At 65.5% G+C, this 21,329-nt stretch carries 18 protein-coding genes and 1 pseudogene; 11 read left to right on the top strand and 8 right to left on the bottom strand.

Annotation, left to right across the window (positions count from 1 at the left end):
* Nucleotides 1–62: 62 nt before the first annotated feature.
* Entirely contained in the window at nt 63–893 is an 831-nt protein-coding gene (locus tag RHODMAR_RS17355; RefSeq protein ID WP_008716912.1) for a glutamate ABC transporter substrate-binding protein, read from the bottom strand.
* A gap of 55 nt (nt 894–948) precedes the next feature.
* Complete coding sequence (locus RHODMAR_RS17350; RefSeq protein ID WP_174557262.1) at nt 949–1,677, bottom strand: amino acid ABC transporter ATP-binding protein; 729 nt, start codon at nt 1,675–1,677, stop codon at nt 949–951.
* Between the two features lie 300 nt (nt 1,678–1,977).
* Here RHODMAR_RS17350 and miaB point away from each other — a divergent pair, with 300 nt between their 5' ends.
* A complete protein-coding gene (gene miaB / locus RHODMAR_RS17345) occupies nt 1,978–3,477 on the top strand; it encodes a tRNA (N6-isopentenyl adenosine(37)-C2)-methylthiotransferase MiaB (RefSeq protein ID WP_081606032.1) in 1,500 nt (499 codons plus the stop codon).
* A complete protein-coding gene (locus RHODMAR_RS17340; RefSeq protein ID WP_008716906.1) occupies nt 3,474–4,172 on the top strand; it encodes an Rv2732c family membrane protein in 699 nt (232 codons plus the stop codon). Before miaB ends, RHODMAR_RS17340 begins: the two co-directional genes overlap by 4 nt.
* A gap of 30 nt (nt 4,173–4,202) precedes the next feature.
* On the opposite strand, the gene RHODMAR_RS17335 is transcribed toward RHODMAR_RS17340, so the two are convergent.
* Nucleotides 4,203–5,711 (bottom strand): DUF349 domain-containing protein, encoded by a 1,509-nt coding sequence (locus RHODMAR_RS17335; RefSeq protein WP_008716903.1) that lies wholly within the window; start codon nt 5,709–5,711, stop codon nt 4,203–4,205.
* 152 nt (nt 5,712–5,863) lie between these two features.
* Here RHODMAR_RS17335 and RHODMAR_RS17330 point away from each other — a divergent pair, with 152 nt between their 5' ends.
* The 5 genes and pseudogenes from RHODMAR_RS17330 (at nt 5,864) to RHODMAR_RS17310 (ending at nt 11,135) form a co-directional block, all read left to right on the top strand.
* Entirely contained in the window at nt 5,864–6,586 is a 723-nt protein-coding gene (locus RHODMAR_RS17330) for a hypothetical protein (RefSeq protein ID WP_042939714.1), read from the top strand.
* A gap of 16 nt (nt 6,587–6,602) precedes the next feature.
* On the top strand, nt 6,603–7,517 hold the full coding sequence (gene miaA / locus RHODMAR_RS17325) for a tRNA (adenosine(37)-N6)-dimethylallyltransferase MiaA (RefSeq protein ID WP_008716898.1): 915 nt from the start codon (nt 6,603–6,605) through the stop codon (nt 7,515–7,517).
* A 23-nt stretch (nt 7,518–7,540) separates the two neighbouring features.
* Nucleotides 7,541–8,409, top strand: a pseudogene (dapF, locus tag RHODMAR_RS17320) (diaminopimelate epimerase).
* A 78-nt stretch (nt 8,410–8,487) separates the two neighbouring features.
* Entirely contained in the window at nt 8,488–10,041 is a 1,554-nt protein-coding gene (gene hflX, locus RHODMAR_RS17315; protein ID WP_008716894.1) for a GTPase HflX, read from the top strand.
* 20 nt (nt 10,042–10,061) lie between these two features.
* Nucleotides 10,062–11,135, top strand: coding sequence for a hypothetical protein (locus RHODMAR_RS17310; RefSeq protein WP_232433692.1), 1,074 nt, complete (start codon nt 10,062–10,064; stop codon nt 11,133–11,135).
* On the opposite strand, the gene RHODMAR_RS17305 is transcribed toward RHODMAR_RS17310, so the two are convergent.
* Genes RHODMAR_RS17305 through RHODMAR_RS17290 form a run of 4 tightly spaced genes read right to left on the bottom strand, consistent with a single transcriptional unit; the run spans nt 11,132 to nt 15,268 of the window.
* Entirely contained in the window at nt 11,132–11,389 is a 258-nt protein-coding gene (locus tag RHODMAR_RS17305) for an HPr family phosphocarrier protein (RefSeq protein WP_008716890.1), read from the bottom strand. The genes RHODMAR_RS17310 and RHODMAR_RS17305 overlap by 4 nt on opposite strands.
* 43 nt (nt 11,390–11,432) lie before the next feature.
* Nucleotides 11,433–13,484 carry a PTS fructose transporter subunit IIABC gene (locus RHODMAR_RS17300; protein ID WP_008716888.1) on the bottom strand — a complete coding sequence of 684 codons (2,052 nt, stop codon included), beginning with the start codon at nt 13,482–13,484 and terminating at the stop codon, nt 11,433–11,435.
* A gap of 9 nt (nt 13,485–13,493) precedes the next feature.
* Nucleotides 13,494–14,504, bottom strand: a complete 1,011-nt coding sequence (locus RHODMAR_RS17295) for a 1-phosphofructokinase family hexose kinase (RefSeq protein WP_008716886.1) — start codon at nt 14,502–14,504, stop codon at nt 13,494–13,496.
* The gene (locus RHODMAR_RS17290) at nt 14,501–15,268 is read right to left on the bottom strand and encodes a DeoR/GlpR family DNA-binding transcription regulator (protein ID WP_008716885.1); all 768 of its coding nucleotides are present in this window, start codon (nt 15,266–15,268) and stop codon (nt 14,501–14,503) included. The genes RHODMAR_RS17295 and RHODMAR_RS17290 overlap by 4 nt, the downstream gene beginning before the upstream one ends.
* Before the next feature lie 170 nt (nt 15,269–15,438).
* On the opposite strand from RHODMAR_RS17290, the gene ptsP reads away from it, so the two are divergent.
* The 3 genes from ptsP (at nt 15,439) to RHODMAR_RS17275 (ending at nt 19,754) form a co-directional block, all read left to right on the top strand.
* Nucleotides 15,439–17,169, top strand: coding sequence for a phosphoenolpyruvate--protein phosphotransferase (gene ptsP / locus RHODMAR_RS17285; RefSeq protein WP_008716883.1), 1,731 nt, complete (start codon nt 15,439–15,441; stop codon nt 17,167–17,169).
* Between the two features lie 20 nt (nt 17,170–17,189).
* The gene (locus RHODMAR_RS17280) at nt 17,190–18,461 is read left to right on the top strand and encodes a uracil-xanthine permease family protein (protein ID WP_008716882.1); all 1,272 of its coding nucleotides are present in this window, start codon (nt 17,190–17,192) and stop codon (nt 18,459–18,461) included.
* Nucleotides 18,462–18,611: 150 nt separating this feature from the next.
* Entirely contained in the window at nt 18,612–19,754 is a 1,143-nt protein-coding gene (locus RHODMAR_RS17275; protein WP_042939708.1) for an acyl-CoA dehydrogenase family protein, read from the top strand.
* A 77-nt stretch (nt 19,755–19,831) separates the two neighbouring features.
* Here RHODMAR_RS17275 and lexA read toward each other — a convergent pair whose 3' ends face one another.
* Nucleotides 19,832–20,509: a transcriptional repressor LexA gene (gene lexA, locus RHODMAR_RS17270; protein ID WP_042939705.1), complete on the bottom strand. Its 678-nt coding sequence runs from the start codon at nt 20,507–20,509 to the stop codon at nt 19,832–19,834.
* A gap of 382 nt (nt 20,510–20,891) precedes the next feature.
* Here lexA and RHODMAR_RS17265 point away from each other — a divergent pair, with 382 nt between their 5' ends.
* Nucleotides 20,892–21,287, top strand: a complete 396-nt coding sequence (locus RHODMAR_RS17265) for a hypothetical protein (protein WP_008716875.1) — start codon at nt 20,892–20,894, stop codon at nt 21,285–21,287.
* Nucleotides 21,288–21,329: the final 42 nt, after the last annotated feature.

Genomic DNA, 21,329 nt, shown 5'->3' with positions numbered 1-21,329 from the left:
TCGGCGAGTTCGACACTGTCGTTCCGCTGCACTCGGTGCAGCGGAACGACCTGTGTCATCGATCAGTAGCGGTCGACGGTGGGCTCGGCCGGCAGCGGGTAGCCGGACGCGCCGACGGTGTCGTTGAAGGCCTGCTCCCAGGCACCGCTCGAGACCATCTCTTCGATGGCGTCGTTGATCTGGTTGCGGCCCTCGGTGTCGTCCTTGTTCAGGCCGATGCCGTAGTTCTCCGTGGTGAACGGTTCACCGACCACCTTGAACTGTCCAGGTGACTGAGCGGCGTAGCCGGCGAGAATGATGTCGTCGGTAGTAACGGCGTCGACGGTGCCGTTGCGCAGCGCTTCGACGCAGGCGGAGTACGTGTCGTACGGCTGGAGCGAGACACCGGGGTACTCGTCGGCGATGTTCTGTGCCGGGGTGGAGCCGGTGACCGAGCACAGACGCTTGCCCTCGAGCGAATCGGCACCGGTGATGTCGGTGTTGTCCTGGCTCACCAGCAGCGACTGACCTGCGACGAAGTACGGTCCGGCGAAGCCGACCTTCTCCTTGCGGGTATCGGTGATCGAGTAGGTGGCGACGACGTAGTCGACCTCACCGTTCTCGATCAATGTTTCGCGCTGGGCCGAGGGAGCTTCTTTGAACTCGATGTTCGCCTCGTCGACACCGAGCTGCCCGGCGACGTACTTGGCGACCTCGACATCGAAGCCGGTGAACGTACCGTCGGGGTTGCGTAGTCCGAGACCGGGCTGATCGAACTTGATACCGACGATGAGGTTCCCGGACTCGGCACTGCTGGAGATGGTGCGAGCTTCTTCTCCGCCTCCGCAGGCGGTGGCAACGATGGACAGAGCGGCGATGGCGACACCGAGGCGAAGCGGTCGGGTAATTCTCACTGTGAATGTCCTTACGGATTGGTTGGTACTTGTGTCGGGTGAACGGTGAAGCGGGTCAGTGACCGAGAATCTTGCCGAGGAAGTCCTTGGCTCGTTCGGATTTCGGTGACTTGAAGAATGTCTCGGGATCGGTGTCCTCGACGACGGCACCGTCGGCCATGAAGATGACTCGGTCGCCGGCTTTGCGGGCGAAGCCCATCTCGTGGGTGACGACGAGCATCGTCATGCCTTCCTTGGCGAGGGAGGTCATGACATCGAGCACCTCGTTGACCATCTCGGGGTCGAGGGCCGAGGTGGGCTCGTCGAACAGCATGACCTTGGGGTTCATGGCGAGCGATCGAGCGATGGCCACGCGCTGCTGCTGACCACCGGACAGCTGAGCGGGATACTTGTCGGCCTGGTTGGCGATGCCGACTCGCTCGAGCAGTGCCAGCGCGCTCTTCTCTGCCTCGTCCTTCTTCAGCTTGCGCACCTTCATCGGTGCGAGCATGACGTTCTGCAGGATCGTCTTGTGCGCGAACAGGTTGAACGATTGGAACACCATGCCCACGTCTGCACGGAGCGCCGCGAGGGCCTTGCCCTCGGCGGGGAGAAGGTCTCCGTCGACCTCGATAGCGCCGGAGTCGATCGGCTCCAACCGGTTGATCGTTCGGCACAGGGTCGACTTGCCCGATCCGGACGGACCGACGACGATCACGACCTGGCCGGCCGGTACTTCCAGGTTGATGTCCTTGAGGACGTGCAGATCACCGAAGTGTTTGTCGACGGATTTGAGCGAGATCATCGAAGATGCGCCCGGCGGGGGTGTCGATGCCGGCGCGTCGGTGGCGTGCGTCATAAGTCGAAACCCTATGCGTAGTTTCCTCGGCGACCGGTGTTTTCGCCCGCAGTCTTCGATTATGTAATGGAAACTTTACTGTCGGTCCGCATCGGCCCTGGACAGTCCCAGGTGGGGCGCGCTACCCCGGCGTATCGGTCGGTGCGTTGGACGTACCCTGGAGGGGTGCAGACTAGTGTTTTTCCGACCGTGGACGCGACCGATCACGGGAAGTCCGATCCCGTGCCGCTCACCGACCCGTCGGCGATGAGCCCCCGCAGTTACGAAGTGCGCACGCACGGTTGCCAGATGAACGTCCACGACTCGGAGCGCCTGTCCGGTTTGCTCGAAGAAGCCGGCTACATCCCAGCGGACTCGGGCACCGACGCCGATCTGGTCGTCTTCAACACCTGCGCGGTGCGCGAGAATGCCGACAACAAGCTGTACGGCAATCTCGGCATGCTGCGACCCGCGAAGACGCGCAATCCCAACATGCAGATCGCGGTCGGTGGCTGCCTGGCGCAGAAAGATCGCAACACGGTCGTAGAGAAGGCTCCGTGGGTCGACGTCGTGTTCGGTACCCACAACATCGGGTCGCTACCGGTACTGCTCGAGCGCGCTCGACACAACGAACAGGCACAGGTCGAGATACTCGAGTCGCTCGATGCGTTCCCGTCCACACTGCCGGCCAAGCGTGAATCGGCATACGCGGGCTGGGTGTCGATCTCGGTGGGCTGCAACAACACCTGCACGTTCTGCATCGTCCCGGCCCTGCGCGGCAAGGAAATCGACCGCCGACCGGGCGACATCCTCGCCGAGGTACAGGCTTTGGTGGACCAGGGCGTACTCGAGGTGACGCTGCTCGGTCAGAACGTCAATGCGTACGGTGCCTCGTTCGCCGATCCGAACATGCCGCGCGATCGTGGCGCGTTCGCATCGCTGTTGACCGCATGCGGCTCGATCGAGGGGCTCGAACGAGTGCGCTTCACCTCGCCGCACCCGGCCGAGTTCACCGACGATGTCATCGAGGCGATGGCAGCGACCCCGAATATCTGCCCCACCCTGCACATGCCGCTGCAGTCCGGCTCCGATCGAATTCTCAAGGCGATGCGCAGGTCCTATCGGCAGTCGAAGTTCATGGGCATCATCGACAAGGTGCGGGCAGCGATGCCGCATGCGGCCATCACCACCGACATCATCGTCGGCTTTCCGGGCGAGACCGAAGAGGATTTTCAGCAGACCCTCGAGGTGGTGCGACGGGCGAAGTTTGCCAATGCGTACACCTTTCAGTACTCCAAGCGTCCGGGAACACCTGCCGCCGATATGCCGGACCAGGTTCCCAAAGAGGTTGTGCAAGAACGGTATCTACGGCTGATCGCGTTGCAGGAAGAGATCGTTCTCGCTGCCAACCAAGCTCTGATCGGCACCGAGGTCGAACTTCTCGTCGCCACCGGTGAAGGACGCAAGAACGCCGCGACGCATCGAATGAGTGGGCGCGCCCGGGACGGTCGACTCGTGCACTTCGCCGTCGACGCCGACAGGGCGAGCGAGATTCGCCCGGGCGATGTGGTGACGACCACGCTGACCGCCGCCGCCCCGTACCACCTCATCGCCGACGCGGGCGTATCGACGCACCGCCGCACCGCCGCCGGCGATTCCCACGAACGCGGCGTCATGCCGAAGACCCCGCCCATCGGCGTCGGCCTCGGACTTCCCTCCATCGGCGCACCGGCGCCGCTCCCGGTTCAGACAGGATGCACCGCATGACAGAGACCGATGGCCCCGACCGCGCCACCGCCGACCGAGCCACTCCCGCTGACTCCGACCGCGCCATCCCCGCTGACTCCGACCGAGCCACCCCCGCTGACTCAGACCGCGCGACCCCCGCTGACTCCGACCGCGCCACCCCCGCCGGCTCCGCCGAGGAACTCGAACGAGCCGAGCGAGCGGTGATGACCGAATTGGACCCAGGTGCACGCGCGATGGTCGTAGCCGGATTGGTGCTCATCCTGCTCGTGACGTTCGCGCTGCCGCACGCAGGTGCTGCCAGCGGATTCGACGTGCTCTCGGGCAGCGACGCGGCAGTCGCGGAATCCATAGCGCTACCGTCGCGAATCTTCGTGGTCTTGGTGCTGACGTTCGGGGTGGTGATGTCGGTGCTCGCTCTGGTCACCCGCATGTGGGTGCTGGCGTGGGCGGCACTCGCCGGGTGCGCTGTGTCCTCGGTATTCGGAATGCTCTCCATCTGGTCGAGGCAGACCATCCCAGTCAACCTTCAGGGCGCGGGACCTGGAATCGGCCTGATCATCGCGTGGATCGCGGTGATGGCGCTGACCTTCCACTGGCTCAAGGCCGTGTGGAACAAGACCAACTCGCAGCTCGCCGCTCAGGAACAGCGTCGCGTCGCCGCCGCGTCGGGCGAGCAGAAACTGCGACTGTGGGACGGCCACTCGGCCCCGTAGGCCCGCTCGGCCGCCCCCCGGTCGCTGCGACTACAACTCGTCGACTGCGCTCTCTGCCGCGTCGGCCCACTCACGCCACTGCTGCGCCTGAGCCTGGGCACGTTCTGCGTCCTTGGTCTTGCCTGCTGCCGTCGCTTTCGCGGCCTGATCCTCGAACTGGGCAACCCGCTCACGGAACTGAGCAGCGCGCGCCACGGCCTCGGGATCGGAACGACGCCACTGCGACTCCACTGCGTCGTGTACGGACTTCTCGATTGCCCGAAGCTTGCCTTCGAGCTCCTGCATCTTCTCGCGCGGCACCTTCCCGAGCGCATCCCACTTGTCCTGCAGATCACGCAGTGCCGACCGCGCCGCATCCAGATCTTTGCTCGGGTCGATATGGGTCTTCGCCAACAGGGCTTCCTTGGCCTCGGCGTTGCCTTCGAACTCGGCGTCCCGCTCGGACGCAGCTGCGTTGCGGGCCGAGAAGAAGACGTCCTGCGCGGCCTTGAAGTTCTTCCAGAGGGCATCGTCGGCGTCGCGAGGGGCACGCCCCGAGGCTTTCCACTCCACGAGAAGTTCGCGGAATGCGGCGGCGGTGGGGCCCCAGTCCGTCGACGAAGACAGTGCCTTCGCCCGTTCTACCAGCTCTTCCTTGCGTGTCTTCGCCGCTCCACGTTCTCGATCGAGATCGGCGAAGTGCGCGCCGCGCCGCCGATTGAAGTTCTCCCGAGCTTTGGAGTACCGCTTCCACAGCGCGTCGTCGACCTTACGATCGACTCCGCGGATGGTCTTCCACTCATCGAGGATTTCGCGGAGCCGATCTCCCGCGTGCTTCCACTGCGTCGACTCGCTGCCGATCTGCTCGGCCTCCACCGCGAGAGCTTCCTTGCGTGCAGTGTGCTCGGCTCGCTCGAGTTCCTTCTCGTGCTTGGCCACTGCGGCCGCAGCATCGGAATGCTCGACAACCGCATCGAGTCGCCGGGCGAGAAGGTCGAGATCGCCGATCACTGCCGCAGTGGGCAGGCTCTCCAGTAGTGCGGACGCGGCGGTCTTGGTCTTCTTGGCATCGCCCGTGCCCGAGGTCAGGCGAGCTTCGAGCAGACCGACCTCGGTGGCGAGATCGTCGTAGCGCCGTCCGAAATGCGCGAGTCCCTCCGCCGCGTCGCCGGCCTGCCACGATCCGATCTGGCGCTCGCCGTCAGCGGTCTTCACCCACGCGGTGCCGTCGTCGTCGACTCTGCCGAATGCGCTGGGATCACTCGCCGGGGCGACCGTCGGCATCGCGGTGGGAACGTGCGACGGCGTCGGATGCGGCTTGGCCCCGGTCGAACCAGCCGGACGAGGCGCACCGGCTCCCGATGCGCCAGGCCTGGGCCCACCGCCGGGCTTGGGTCCACCGCCGGGCTTGGGTCCACCGCCGGGCTTGGGTCCACCGCCGGGCTTGGGTCCACCGCCGGGTTCGGCGGTATCGGGCTCGGCCGTGCCAGCGGTCTGGGTGGGCACATCCGAGAGTGTGGAGTCGGTCGGTGCGGGGGTGCCGGCATTCGGGTCGGTCATTGTTCCTCATCTCTGCCGCGCGTCACGGCTGCCTTCAATCGCGATCTGGACACCATTGAACTAGGTGACGACCGATCGGACCATTGAAACAGCTCAGACGGCTCGAGGTGGACTCGTCCGGCCAAGTCGCGCCACCGACTAGCGTGGTGTTCGTGTTTCGTGCTGCGGCCCTGGTGCCCACTCCACCGTTACTCGTTCCCGAATTGACGGGTTCCCGTGCCGCGGAGACGGTCGATCTTCGCAACGCTGCCGTCGGTGCGGTGACTGCGCTGACGGCGCTGGCCGATCGCTGGCTGGCCGTCGGCGTCGATCTCGGCGAGGTGAGGTACGACGAGACCACGGTCGGAACTCTCCGCGGCTTCGGCGTGGACGTGGTGGTGACGCTGTCCGGTCGAGCAGCAGCCACCGTGCCGGACCCCGAACTGCCGCTGGCCGTGCTGATCGCCGGGTGGCTGCGCGGAGTCGCTGCTCCTGATACCGCCGTCGAGGTCCGGACGATCCCAGCAGACGCCGACTCTCGGTGGTGCGCGCGGATCGGGGCGGAGCTGCGCCGCGAACTGGACGCAGCGGCCGAGACCTGGGGGGTTCTGGTGCTGGCAGACGGGGCGAACACGTTGACTGCGAAGGCTCCGGGATCATTCGACGAGCGCGCCGAAGAGCTCCAGCGCGGGATCGACGACGCCCTCGCCGCAGCAGACGTCGGCTCCCTGGCGGCGCTCGATTCGGAGCTGTGCGCGGCTGTCGGTGCCGGCGGCAGGGCGGCATGGCAGGTACTTGCAGGTCTTGTCGGAACCGACGCGATGTCGGCAACGGAGCTCTATCGCGGTGCCCCGTTCGGCGTCGGGTACTTCGTCGGAACCTGGTCTCGTGGCTGAAAAACCTGAGGATGTGTTGGATCCGGCGACGACTCCCGTTGCGGTGATCGGGCCCACGGCCACGGGCAAGTCCGATCTGGCGCTCGATCTGGCGGAGGAGTTCGGCGGCGAGATCGTCAACATCGACGCGATGCAGCAGTACCGGGGGATGGACATCGGTACCGCGAAACTGCCCGACGCGGACCGACGTGGCATCCCGCACCATCAACTCGATGTGCTCGAGGTCACCGATATCGCGACCGTTGCGCGCTATCAGGCGGCCGCCGTGGCCGATGTCGAGGACATTCGGTCGAGGGGGCGGCGGCCGATCATCGTCGGCGGATCGATGATGTACGTGCAGTCGCTACTCGACGAGTGGGCGTTCCCGGCAACGGATCCGGTCGTCCGCGCGAAGTGGGAAGCGGTACTGGCGCGTGACGGGGTGGAGGAGATCCATCGAGTGTTGGGGCTGGCCGATCCAGAGGCGGCCGCGTCGATTCTGCCCACCGACGGCCGACGCATCGTCCGCGCACTCGAGGTGGTGGAGCTGACCGGAAAGCCGTTCGCGGCCTCGGCCCCGAAGATCGGTGAACCCCGTTGGGGCACGGTCGTAGTGGGAGTGGACCGCGATACTGCCGAACTGGACGAGCGAATCGACACGCGTACCCGGTCGATGTTCGATACCGGACTGCTCGACGAGGTGGAAGGGCTGCTCGGCCTGGGCCTCCGGGAAGGAGTCACGGCGTCACGAGCGATCGGGTACGCCCAGGCGCTGGGGGTGTTGGCGGGGGAGTACGACATCGAGCATGCCCGCGAGCGGACGTTCATCGGCACCAGGCGCTACGTCCGACGCCAACGTTCGTGGTTCCGGCGGGACGACCGCGTGCGCTGGCTCGACGGAGCCTCGCCCACGTTGGCCTCGGATGCGCTGTCGGCGATCGAGCTCGGTTAGGACGACCCCCTAGACTCGCGACCATGGACTTCGCCAAGGGGCACGGAACCCAGAACGACTTCATCGTGTTGCCGGATCCGGACGCCGCGGTCGAGCTCACCAGGTCGGCGGTCGCCGCGTTGTGCGATCGACGCCAGGGCATCGGTGCCGACGGCATCCTGCGCGTCGCGCGGGCGGGCGTGCTCAGAGACGCGGGCGTACTCGATCGAATTCCGTCGGGCGTGGAGCCCGAGGACTGGTTCATGGACTACCGCAACGGTGACGGCACCATCGCCGAGATGTGCGGCAACGGAGTCCTCGTGTTCGCCCACTACCTGCGGGTACACGACCTCGAACACCGAGATCAATTCGTCGTGGGTTCGCGGGCCGGTGCTCGCCCGGTGACGGTGCACTCGTTCGACGAGACCGATGCCGATGTGACCGTCGCGATGGGCGACGTGACGCTGATGGGCTCGAGCTCGGCGACCTTCGCGGGTGGTTCCTACGACGGCATCGGAATCGATGTGGGCAATCCTCACCTGGCCTGCGTCGACGGCGCGCTGACCCGCGCCGCACTCGGCGCTCTCGACTTCTCTGCACCGCCGACACTGGACGCCGACTTCTTTCCCCACGGCGCGAACGTCGAGATCCTGACCAGGCTCGACGACGGCGGCGTCGAGATGCGGGTGTTCGAGCGTGGCGTCGGTGAGACGCGATCGTGTGGCACCGGCACCGTGGCGGCGGCCGCAGCTGCGCTGTCCTACGAGGGTCTCGAGACCGGCGAGGTGAGCGTCGGTGTGCTCGGCGGCCGGGTGCCGGTGGCCATCGACCACGTCGGGCCACCTTGCGTGGGCCGTCGGTTCTGCTCGCCCGCGGCGAGATCGACGACCGGTGGTTCGAGGCCCAGTCCTGACGCTCGAACGCCGTCGCGCTTCGCTCGAACCGAAACCCGCGTGCATACGCTGGGGTTTTCGTGGATCATGGGGAATGTATGACGAACTCACATGAAACATCCCCTGCGGGCGAACCGATCGACGACAGTCGCGACGAGAACGTCGACGGTTCCTCCGACACCGCATCTGCGTGGACCCGCGAGGAGTCCGACGCATGGTCGAGGCGGTTGGCCCGGTCTCCCCTCAACGACGATGACTCGCCGTCCTCGGGTGATATGCAACTCGAAGAGCGCACAGCGCTGCGCCGAGTGGCGGGACTGTCCACCGAGCTGACCGACGTCACCGAGGTCGAGTACCGGCAGTTGCGCCTCGAACGGGTCGTACTGGTCGGAGTGTGGACCACCGGTACGGCGGCGCAGGCAGAATCGAGCATGACCGAACTGGCGGCGTTGGCTGAGACGGCAGGCTCGGACGTGCTCGAAGCCATGATGCAACGGCGCGACAAGCCCGATGCTGCGACGTACATCGGTTCCGGCAAGGCAAAAGAGGTCCGCGACATCGTGCTCGCGACCGGAGCCGACACGGTGATCTGCGACGGCGAACTGACTCCTGCCCAGCTCAACGCACTGGAGAAGGTCGTCAAGGTCAAGGTCATCGACCGCACTGCACTGATCCTCGACATCTTCGCTCAGCACGCGACGTCGCGAGAAGGCAAGGCGCAGGTCGCCTTCGCGCAGATGGAATACATGCTGCCCAGGCTCCGCGGCTGGGGCGAATCCATGTCCCGTCAGGCCGGTGGACGCGCGGGCAGTAACGGCGGCGTCGGCCTGCGTGGACCGGGTGAGACGAAGATCGAAACCGACCGTCGTCGGATCCGTGAGCGGATGGCCAAGCTACGCCGCGAGATCAAGGGCATGAAGCAGGCCCGCGACACCAAACGGGAACAGCGCCTGAGCGGTACGGTGCCGTCCATCGCGATCGTCGGGTACACGAACGCCGGCAAGTCGAGCCTGCTCAATGCGTTGACCGGATCCGGTGTGCTGGTCCAGAACGCACTGTTCGCCACCCTCGATCCCACGACGCGCAAGTCCACGCTCGAGGACGGGCGTGCGATCGTGCTGACCGACACCGTCGGCTTCGTCCGACATCTCCCGACCCAGCTGGTGGAAGCGTTCCGCTCGACACTCGAAGAAGTCACCGACGCCGACCTGCTGTTGCATGTGGTCGACGGATCCGATCCGCTGCCGATCGATCAGATCAAGGCCGTGCGTGAGGTGATCACCGACGTGGTGCGCGAGCAGGACGCGAAGATGCCGCCGGAGCTGTTGGTGGTCAACAAGATCGACGCGGCCGACCCGGTGCAGCTGACTCAGTTGCGCGGATTGCTCGACGGAGCTCGGTTCGTCTCGGCCAAGACCGGTGAGGGCATCGACGAGTTGCGCGATCACCTCGGCGAAATTCTGTCCGAGCCCGACGTCTTGGTCGACGTACTGGTGCCGTACACGCGCGGCGATTTGGTGGCACGGATCCACACCGACGGCCGCATCGTGGCGTCCACCCACGAGGAGGACGGCACCCGTGTCGAAGCTCGCGTGCCGCAGTCTCTTGCGGCAGCGCTCGTCGAGTTCACGGCCACCGTACCCAGCGTCTGATCTCGATGGTGCCGCGGCCGGTGGTGCGTGGTGCTGCCGCGTCCGCATTCGCCACTGCCCTCGCATTCACGGGAACTGCCCTCGCCGCACCTGTCGACACCCAAACATATTGTCGGCCCACTGATCCGGGCCTGTCCGAGCTGTCCGGTTTGACGTCGATCGACGGGGTTCTCTATGCGATCGGAGACAGTGGTGCCGATGATCGGGTCGCTCAGCTCGGTGCCGACTGCAGTGTCGAGCGGTGGGTCGACGTTCCCGTCGACCCGTACGACGTCGAGGATCTGACCTCGTACGAGGGCTCGCTCTGGTTGGCCGACTTCGGCGACAACCGGATGCAGCGCGAAACAGTGGCGTTGACGCGAATGGACCCGGCGACGGGTGTGGGTGAACTGCACCGGTTGACCTACCCCGACGGCGCACACGACGCCGAAACGGTGCTGATCGAGCCGGGCGGTCGACCGGTCATCGTCACCAAGGAGTTCTCGGGCATCAGCGGGGTGTACGTGCCCGCGGGCGATGAATCCGTGACCGACCTGAGCAGCCCGGGACCGACGCCGCTGCGCAAGGTCGGCGACCTGGCGTTCACCCCTACCGACACGGTCGGTGGACCGCCGTTCGTGGTCGGATCGATTCTGGCGACCGGGGGTGCGGTGAGCGCGGAAACCGCTGTCGCGGCGGTGCGCACCTACACCGACGTGTACCTGTTCCATCCGGCCGACGGGGACATCGCGTCCACGTTGGTCGACCCGACCGCCCCTCGGTCAGTGGTGGCGCTGCCCGATCAGCCACAGGGCGAGGCACTGACATTCGTCGGCAACGGCGATCTGCTCATCGCCTCGGAGGCTGGTTTCGGTCCTGTGAACGGAACACTTCCACCCATACTGACGATCTCGGACACAGAGTCCCTGACGACCTCTGCACCCGAACCCACTGCAGCAGAGCGGGTATCGCCGACCACTGCAGTGGAACAGCCCGTGAAGACGCCGACAGCGACGGACTCGGAATGGGAATTCCGAGCGGCCGTCGCTGCTGGGGTGGTGCTGATCGCCGGAGCGGTGGGATTCACCGTCCGGCGATCGATGCGTTCTCGCTAAGCGTCCAAATCCGACTCGACGAGTGCGGCAACTTTGTCCAGTGTTGCCTGGTCGTCGCTGGTGACGGTGACTTCGGTGCCCTTGGTGGCTCCGAGGGTCATGATCATCAGGGCCGAACCTGCGTCGACCGGCTCCGAGTCGGCGACTGCGAGGGTGACGTCCACGCCTGCTTCGGCGACGGCGTCGGCGATCAGTGCTGCGGGACGAGCGTGCAGACCGATCGAGGATCCGACGGCGACTGTGGTGCTGGGCATGTGCTGCTCCTTGATAGTGGGTTGGTTGCGATCGTAGCGAGTGTCAGACGGTGACGAGTGTGCGATCGAGTTCCGCGTCCGACAGGGCGTTCTTGCCCTTGACGAACTGCTTGGCCGAGACGACCAGGAACGCGGAGACGATGGTGCCTACGGCCAGCGACACGATGAACCACAGGATGTTTCCGATGGCGAAGAACACGAAGATCCCGCCGTGGGGCGCGCTGAGGGTGACGTTGAAGGCCATGATCATGGCACCGGTGACTGCGCCGCCGGCCATCATCGACGGGATGACGCGGAACGGATCGGCCGCAGCGAATGGAATTGCGCCCTCGGAGATGAAGGCTGCTCCCAGGAACCATGCAGCTTTACCGTTCTCACGCTCGGCTTCGGTGAACAGACGGGCGCGAACGGTCGAGGCCAATGCCATGGCCAGCGGCGGCACCATTCCGGCGGCCATGACCGCTGCCATGATGCGCAGTGATGCAATGTCGGTGACCGACAGTCCTGCGGTCGCAAATGAGTAGGCCGCCTTGTTGACCGGTCCGCCGAGGTCGAAGCACATCATCAAGCCGAGAATGATTCCGAGGATGATGACCGAGGAACCGCTCAGGCCGTTGAGCCAGTTCGTCAGTCCGCTGGTGATCGCGGCGAGCGGCTTGCCGAGCAGCAGGAACATGATCGCGCCGACGATGAGTGTGGCGAACAGGGGGATGATGACGACGGGCATCAGACCGCGCAGGACTGCGGGGATCTTCCACTTGCTGATCCATAGTGCGACGAAGCCGGCGATGAGACCACCGACGAGGCCGCCGATGAAGCCTGCGCCCACGAGAACGGCCACTGCACCTGCGGTGAAGCCCGGAGCCAGGCCTGGTCTGTCGGCAATGGCGTAGGAGATGTAGCCGGCCAGTGCGGGGACCAGGAAGCTGAACGACAGTGCGCCGATCTGGAAGAGCACAGCCCCTAGGTATGCGGCCAAGCCGCCTTCGGGCAGCGCGGTGATCGAGTTGTTGACGACGATGTCTTCGGCGACTCCGGAGATCTCGTAGCCACCGAGCAGGAACCCGAGCGCGATCAGCAATCCACCGGCGGCGACGAACGGAATCATGTAGCTGACGCCGGTCAGTAGGATCTGCCGGATGCGGGTGCCCCAACCGATGTCACCGGCCGACTCGTTCGAGCCGGCTGCGACGGCAGTGCCGCCGACGCGGGCTGCGTCCGGATTCAGGCCGGCGCGAAGCGCTTCGGTGACCATGACGTCGGGCTCGTTGATGGCGCGCTTGACGCCCGAGGAGATGACGGGCTTGCCGGCGAAACGCTCTCGGCCCTTGACACCCACGTCGGTGGCGAAGATGACTGCTTCGGCACCGGCGATGAGCGCGGGATCCAACGGCGTGCTGCCGCTCGAGCCCTGGGTCTCGACGTGGACGGTGACTCCGGCACGCTCACCTGCGGCCACGAGCGAGTCGGCTGCCATGTAGGTGTGCGCAATTCCGGTGGGGCAGGCGGTGACAGCCACGATGTGCTTCGGAGCCGACGACGCCTCCGCAGAGGTGTCGGCCACGCTGTGCTTGGCGGTGGAAACCGGACCTGCTGCGGCCGTAGCTGCCACTGCCGGCTTGGCGGCGGGGTTGATGACACCGTCGACGAGCGTGACGATCTCGGCAGCCGAGGACGCATTGCGCAGTGAGGTGACGAATTCCGGCTTGACCAGGGCGCGCGCCAAACTGGAGAGCAACTTCATATGAGCCGAACCGGCACCTGCAGGCGCGGCGATCAAGAACACGAGGTCTGCGGGGCCGTCGGGCGCACCGAAATCGACCTTCGGGTTCAACCGGGCGAATCCCAGCGATGCGGAGGTGACTGCCTCGGAGCGGCAGTGCGGGATGGCAATTCCGCCGGGCAGGCCGGTCGCCGACTGCGATTCGCGGGCCAGTGCGGCGTCGCGCAGTGCGTCGGTCTCGGTGGCGCGACCCGCGGAAGCCAGAACGCCTGCGAGGCGTTCGATGACGGCAGCTTTGGATTCGCCGAGATCGGCGTCGAGAAGGATCAGATCCTCGGCGATGATCGGCTGATCTTCGGTGGGGGTGGACATTTCAGACTCCTATGACAGGTTCGAAGCAGGGGAGAGCGTGGACGGGGTGACGGACGTGGGAATGTCGAGCGCACGAACCGTCACCGAATTCGGGTGGGTCTGCTCGGGCAGGGGAAGCGTGGTGCCTGGTAGTGCGGTAGCTGCCGTTCCGTAGGCGACGGCGCGGCGAAGTTTGTCTGCGTTGGAACAGTTCTCGGCATCGGCGAGGATGTAGCCGGCGAGTGAGGAGTCGCCTGCGCCGACCGTGCTGACTGCGGTGATCGGGGGCGGGCTGGCGTACCAACAACCGTCCTCGGTGACCAGCACGGCTCCGGCGCTGCCGAGAGTGGCCAGCACCGCGCCGACACCTCGGCCGAGAAGAATGGTGCTGGCAGCGATGGCAGCGGTGGGATCACCCTGTGCTGCAGCACTTTCCAGTTCCTCCGAATCGTACCCTGTCAGTTGGGCGAGTTCCTCGGAATTGGGCTTCATCAGGTCCGGTGCCGACTCGGGGAATGCTGCCGCGAGAGCGAGCAACGGCTCGTCGGAGGTGTCGACGGCAACCTTCACCGAGGTGGCGCGCAATGCGATGACGAGCTCGGCGTACCAATCGACGGGCAGGCCGGGCGGAAGCGAACCCGACAGCACCACCCATTCGGCATCGACTGCGAGAGAGAGGATTCGCTCCCGTAGCTCGGCGCGGGTCTGCGCCGACACAGTTGCGCCCGGCTCGTTGATCTTGGTGGTGGTGCCACCGATCTCGCTCACCGTGATGTTGGTGCGGGCCAGTCCCGACGTCGGAACCGCGGAGTACCGCACACCCTTGGCGGACATCGCGTCGAGCAGAGGGTCTCCGGCGTTGGCCGGGAGTACCGCAAGGGCCTCGACCCCGGACCCGCCGATCACGCGCGCGACGTTGACGCCTTTGCCGCCGGGGTCGTCCACCGACGTCGATGCTCGGTGGACGCCGCCGCGTACCAGTGGGGAGTCGAGCGTGACCGTGCGGTCCATGCTCGGGTTGGCCGTGAGTGTGACCATCATGCGATCACCACCTCGATTCCTTTGTCGCTGAGATTGTTTCGGTCGTCGGTCGAGATCTCGCTGTCGGTGATGATGACGTCGATGGCTTGTACTCGGGCGAAGCTCACCAGATGCTCGCGGCCGACCTTCGACGAATCTGCGAGCACCACAACATGGTTGGCTGCATCGACCATTGCGCGTTTGACCGCTGCCTCGTCGCTGTCCGGGGTGGACAGGCCGTGTCCGACGCTGATGGCGTTGGTGCCGATGAACGCGACGTCCACGCGTAGCCATTCGAGGGCGCGTAGCGCTTCGTCGCCGACGGCCGCCTGGGTCGTTCCGCGCACACGGCCACCGAGCAATCGAAGACTGACGCCGGCCATGGTCGCGGCTCGAGCCGCGATCGGCACCGAGTTGGTGACCAGGGTCAGCTCGCGATCATGGGGAAGAAGGCCTGCGAGCCGGCCGGTGGTAGTGCCGGCGTCGAAGACAGCGCTACCGCCCACCGGTGGCAGGAAGCGCAACGCCGCGGCTGCGATTGCGTCCTTCTGATCTGCGCGGGTGAATTCTCGCTCGGAGACGCCCGGCTCGAGTGTGGTCAATGCCGATGCGGGTACTGCCCCACCGTGTACGCGCCGAACGACTCCCAGGCGGTCCAGGTTGGCGAGATCGCGTCGGACGGTTTCGGTGGTGACGCCGTATGCGGCCGACAGATCGTTGACGGAGACGCGGCCGTGCGTGCTGATCAGTTCAGCGATGGAGTGCTGTCGTTCTTCGGCGTACACCTGCGTCTCCTTCCGGGTTGATGTTGCTTTATGTTGTTTTACGCCCGTCTGTGTTGACATGTCAAGGCTTTGGAGTAATCTCGGTCACAACACAGGTAAGCAATTGGCTTCACCACAGCTTGCCGAACAGCACGAAGACCTTTGTTCACTCAGGATCCGAGGAGGACCACATGACGGGATCGGTTAGCACCGCTTCGACCGGAGTTACCGCCACGACAGTCGATGCAGCCGGGGACGCGGCAGTGCCGACCGCACTGCGCGGCACTCCCGTCGTGCCCGGTGTCGGGTACGGCCCTGTCATCCGCCCCGGTGCTCGCCCCGCCATTCCGGCCGACAAAGGTGAGGTGGCCGAGGCTGATCGCGGTGCTGAAAAGGACATCTTCGACGCCGCAGCGAACGCCGTCGCCGCACGATTGCGCGGCCGCGCCGAGCTGGCAACCGGAGCAGCTTCGGAGGTCCTGTCGGCCAATGCAGCAATGGCGGCAGACCGTGGCTGGCTCGGCGCCGCTCGGTCCTCGATCGCCAAAGGCAGCTCCGCCGTGACCGCAACCGCAGCGGCTACCGAGAAGTTCGCCGCGATGTTCACCCAGCTCGGTGGTCTCATGGCCGAGCGTGTCACCGACCTGCGCGACATCCGTGATCGCGTCATCGCAGAGATTCTGGGCGTACCGGAGCCCGGTGTTCCCGTCCCGCACGAAGCGTCGGTCCTCTTTGCCGACGACCTTGCCCCTGCCGACACCGCGGGCCTCGACCCCACCCTCATCGTGGGGCTCGCCACCTCATTGGGCGGCCCGACCAGCCACACTGCGATCATCGCCCGCCAGCTGGGCATTCCGTGCATCGTCGCGGTGGCCGGACTCGACGACATCGTCGCCGGGACGCGCGCCTCGGTCGACGGAACCAGTGGCCGCATCGAACTCGAACCCGACGCCGAATCGGCTCGTGCCGCAGTGGTGTCGTCCCGTGACGAACTCGACCGCGTGTCCCAGTGGGTCGGCCCCGGGGCGACTGCCGACGGACACGAGGTCGCCATTCTTGCCAATGTCCAGGACGGGGCCGGCGCCCGCGCAGCGCGGTCCAGTGCAGCGGACGGCGTCGGACTGTTCCGTACCGAACTCTGCTTTTTGGACCGCGACTCCGAGCCCACCGTCGACGAGCAGGCCGAGATCTACGCTCAGGTGCTCGACGCATTCGCCGGCAAGAAGGTCGTCGTGCGCACCCTCGATGCCGGTTCGGACAAACCCCTTCGGTTCGCCACCCATCCCGACGAGGCCAATCCGGCACTGGGCATTCGCGGCATCCGCATCGCCGAAGCAGACCGAGGAATTCTGTACCGGCAGCTCGACGGCATCGCCGCAGCCGCGAAAGCAACCGACTCCTCACCGTGGGTGATGGCTCCGATGATCGCGACCGCGCAGGAAGCGAAGGACTTCGCCGCCGACGTACGCGAGCGCGGGCTCACGCCCGGCGTGATGATCGAGGTGCCTGCGGCTGCATTGCTCGCCGAACACATCCTGGAGCACGTGGACTTCCTGTCCATCGGCACCAACGACCTGGCGCAGTACACGATGGCGGCCGATCGGATGTCGGCTCAACTCGCCGGTCTGACCGATCCGTGGCAGCCGGCCGTGCTGGCTCTCGTGGCGCATACTGCGGCCGCAGGGGCCAAGGCGGGCAAGCCCGTCGGAGTCTGTGGCGAGGCCGCCGCCGATCCGTTGCTGGCGTGCGTATTGGTCGGCCTCGGCATCACCTCACTGTCGGCTGCGTCGGCTGCCGTCGCGCATGTCGGTTCCAAGTTGGCGACCGTCACGCTCGATCAGTGCAAGCAGGCGGCCGCCGCTGCCCTGAAGACCGACAGCACCGCGGCAGCTCGTGAGGCAGTGAGCGCGATCCTCGGCTGAACGCTTAGTCTGCTCGAATCATGAAAAATCTGGGTTGGACGCTGCACGGCAACGGAAAAACCGTCGAGGCCGGGGCGGTGGTGTCGCCGGACGAGCGATTGACCTGGCCGCGCACCATCGGGATCGGTATGCAGCATGTCGTCGCGATGTTCGGTGCCACGCTGCTGGTGCCGACCATCACGGGCTTTCCGGTATCGACGACACTGCTGTTCTCGGGCATCGGTACTGCACTGTTCCTGATCATCACCAGGGGTCGGGTGCCCAGTTACCTCGGGTCGTCCTTTGCGTTCCTGGCTCCGCTCGGTGCCACCCAGGCCAACGGTCCCGCCGCGCAGCTCGGGGCTGTCCTGTGCGTCGGCGTCGTGCTGGCTGTGATCGGCTTCGTCGTCAAGTTCGCCGGCAAGCGCGTGCTCGACGCGGCGATGCCGCCCGTGGTGACCGGCGCAGTGGTGGTGTTGATCGGGTTGAACCTGGCACCGGCCGCGACGACGTCGTTCGAGGCGCAGCCGCTGATCGCTGCGGTGACGTTGGTCGCGATCTTGCTGGCCACGGCCGTCGGACCGGGACTGCTCGGCCGTCTCGGGATCTTGCTCGGTGTGGTGGTCGGCTGGGTGTTCGCCGCCGTCACCGGCGGGATCGCGCAACCGCGTCTGGATGCACTGAGCGCTGCGAGCTGGATCGGTCTGCCCGAGTTTCGTGGGCCGACCTTCGAGCTGTCGGTGATCCTGGTGGCATTGCCGGTGGTCATCGTCCTCGTGGCCGAGAATGTCGGACATGTCAAAGCAGTGGCCGCGATGACCGGCAAGAACTTGGACGACGTCGCAGGTGACGCCCTGATCGCCGACGGACTGGCGACCACCTTGGCCGGAGCAGGTGGTGGTTCCGGAACCACCACGTACGCGGAGAACATCGGCGTCATGGCTGCGACCCGGGTGTATTCGACAGCGGCGTACTGGGTCGCGGCTCTGACGGCGATCGTGTTGGCGTTCTCGCCCAAGTTCGGTGCCCTGATCTTCACGGTTCCCGACGGCGTCATCGGGGGAGCGACGCTGGTTCTCTACGGACTGATCGGACTCCTGGGCGTTCGCATCTGGACCGACGCCAAGGTGGATTTCGCCGATCCGGTGAACCTCATCGTCGTCGCCGCAGCCCTCGTCGCGGGTATCGGCGACCTGACGCTGTCGGTCGGATCGGTCGAACTCGGCGGAATCGCCTGGGGTTCGCTCGGAATCCTTCTCGGCTATCCGGTCGTGTCCGCGCTCGCGAAGGGCGCAGGCAACCGCAAACGCTAGTGGAGTCGGTCACGGATCGCGCGCGTTTTGGTCATCGACCACCGCGACATCGCGAACGTAGTGTTGGTTCGTGACGTCAGTCGTACCGACGACCGCGATCGGAATGTGTTCACAGATCGACGTCGGTATGCACCGAACAAGGAGATCTGCGTGGAACGCACACTTTTCGAGCCCGAGCACGAGCTGTTTCGGGAGTCGTACCGGAAATTTCTCGAACAGCATGTAGCTCCCAACCACGCGAAGTGGGAAGAGCAGAACATCGTCGACCGCGGCGTGTGGGTCGAGGCCGGCAAGCAGGGCTTCCTCGGTACGGCCGCGCCGGAGGAGTTCGGCGGCGGAGGCGTCAAGGACTTCCGCTACAACGCCATCGTCACCGAGGAAACGACCCGCGGCGGCTACAGCGGCATCGGCTTCACCCTGCACAACGATGTCGTCGCGCCGTACTTCATCGACTTGGCGAACGACGAGCAGAAGCAGCGCTGGCTCCCAGGATTCTGCTCGGGTGAGCTGATCACTGCGATCGCGATGACCGAGCCGGGGACCGGCAGCGACCTGCAGGGCATCAAGACCAAAGCCGTTCGTGACGGCGACGACTGGGTCCTCAACGGTTCGAAGACGTTCATCACCAACGGAATCAACGCCGATCTGGTGATCGTCGTGGCCTGCACCGACCCCGAGAAGGGCGCACAGGGCTTCAGCCTGCTGGTCGTCGAGCGCGACATGCCCGGGTTCGAGCGTGGCCGCAATCTCGACAAGATCGGCATGAAGGCCCAGGACACCGCCGAGCTCAGTTTCACCGACGTGCGCGTACCTGCCGCCAACCTGCTCGGCGAAGAAGGCATGGGCTTCATCTACCTGATGCAGAACCTGCCCCAGGAACGGCTCTCGATCGCCGTCGTCGCAGCGGCGGCCATGGAATCGGCACTGGACATGACGATTCAGTACTGCCGCGACCGCAAGGCCTTCGGAAAATCGATCGGCAAGTTCCAGAACACCCGCTTCGTGTTGGCGGAGCTGGCAACCGAGACCACTGCCACTCGCATCATGGTGGACAAGTTCATCGAACTGCTCAATGCCGAGAAATTGACCGTCCAAGAAGCCGCAATGGCAAAGTGGTGGACCACCGAGAACCAGGTCAAGCTGATCGACCGGTGCTTGCAGCTGCACGGCGGCTACGGCTACATGAAGGAATACCCGATTGCCAAGGCGTACATGGATTCTCGCGTCCAGACCATCTACGGCGGCACCACAGAGATCATGAAGGAAATCATCGGCCGCGGATTGAACCTCTGATCCGTACAACCCGACCGACGTGAAGGGCCGCAGCACATCTGTGCTGCGGCCCTTCACGTGTCACTGCGTGCGCTCGGCTACAGCTTGCGCATCACGGTGACGACCTTGCCGAGGATGGCGGCATTGTTACCGGGAATCGGCTCGAACAGAGGGTTGTGCGGCAGCAGCCACACCTCGCCCTTGGTCCTCTTGAAGGTCTTGACGGTGGCTTCGCCGTCGATCATCGCCGCCACGATATCTCCGTTGTCGGCCACGGACTGTTGCCGAACCACTACCCAGTCGCCGTCGCAGATCGCCGCGTCGATCATCGATTCACCGACCACCCTGAGCAGGAACAGTGACCCCTGACCAACCAACTCACGGGGGAGTGGGAACACATCCTCGACGGCTTCCTCGGCCAAGATCGGACCGCCGGCGGCGATCCGGCCCAGGACTGGCACGAAGGTCGGAGTCGGCAACCGATCCTGCTCTTCGGACGAACCGTCCACCGCGGCGGCGGCCTGATCGGCCTGCACCTCGTCGAGTCCACGGACGTCGACAGCGCGAGGACGATTGGCGTCGCGTCGGAGGAAGCCCTTGCGTTCGAGAGTGCGCAGCTGATGGGCAACGGAGGATGTCGACGTCAGGCCCACCGCGTCACCGATCTCTCGAATGCTCGGCGGATATCCGCGCTCGGTGACCGACGCCCGAATGACCTCGAGCACCTTCCGCTGTCGCTCGGTCAGCCCCGCACTGATGTCGGTGCCGACTTCCATCGCCTTGGGCGTGGGTTCCGCGGCCGGCTTGCCCGCCGGGGGCTTGGAGGCCGTCGTCTTGGAACCCGTGGTCGTGGAACCCGTAGTCGACCTCGTCGAGGTCTGGTCCTTCATGCTGTCGGCCTCCTGCTGGTGTCCTGGATCCGGTCTGCGTGGTTCGGTCAACGCGGACTGGAGTTGATGGTGTCGACTCGTGTGGCGTGTGGTTTCTGACACGAATCTAGCGTGTATCAGCTGTTGAATCAAACATCTGTTCGACTCGTGTCGCGTTTTCTACAGACTTTGTCGGAGGCTCGTGATAGAACTTCGAACAAGCGTCCATCGAACGCCTGATCGAACAATCGATCCGACGAACGATCCAACGAGCGAAGACGAGGTTCCGATGACCATCATCACCGATCGCCCCACCGCCGCAGCTGCACGTACCCGGTCCACTGTGGTCGAGCGTCGTCGCCGGGCCCGGCCTTCGCTTCAGAGCGCCAGCACCGTGCGTCGTCTGCCGACCACTCCGTGCCTGCCGGTTCTCGATCCGTCCTGGACCGACGTCACCGATCGTGAACAGGCGGATCGCGAGTTCGACAGCACGTCCGCGCACTTCGCGAGTCAGCCGGTGCGAATGCGATCGATGGTTCTGTGGGTGCTGGCAGTCGCTGTGGTGGCCGGTGGCCTGATCGGCATCGCGAACCTCCGCGCCGCGTCGACCGATGCCGGCGTGCAGCCGCCAGGTGTGGTCGAGGTCCACAACGGAGCGGTCGTCGAGTACGCACCCGGCAGATGACCACCGGCCCATCGTGCGCGGAAAGACTGAGTATCCTCGACT

Source organism: Rhodococcus sp. AW25M09 (assembly GCF_000333955.1).
Classification (GTDB): Bacteria; Actinomycetota; Actinomycetes; order Mycobacteriales; family Mycobacteriaceae; genus Rhodococcoides.
This window is presented reverse-complemented; position numbering and strand designations above follow the sequence as displayed.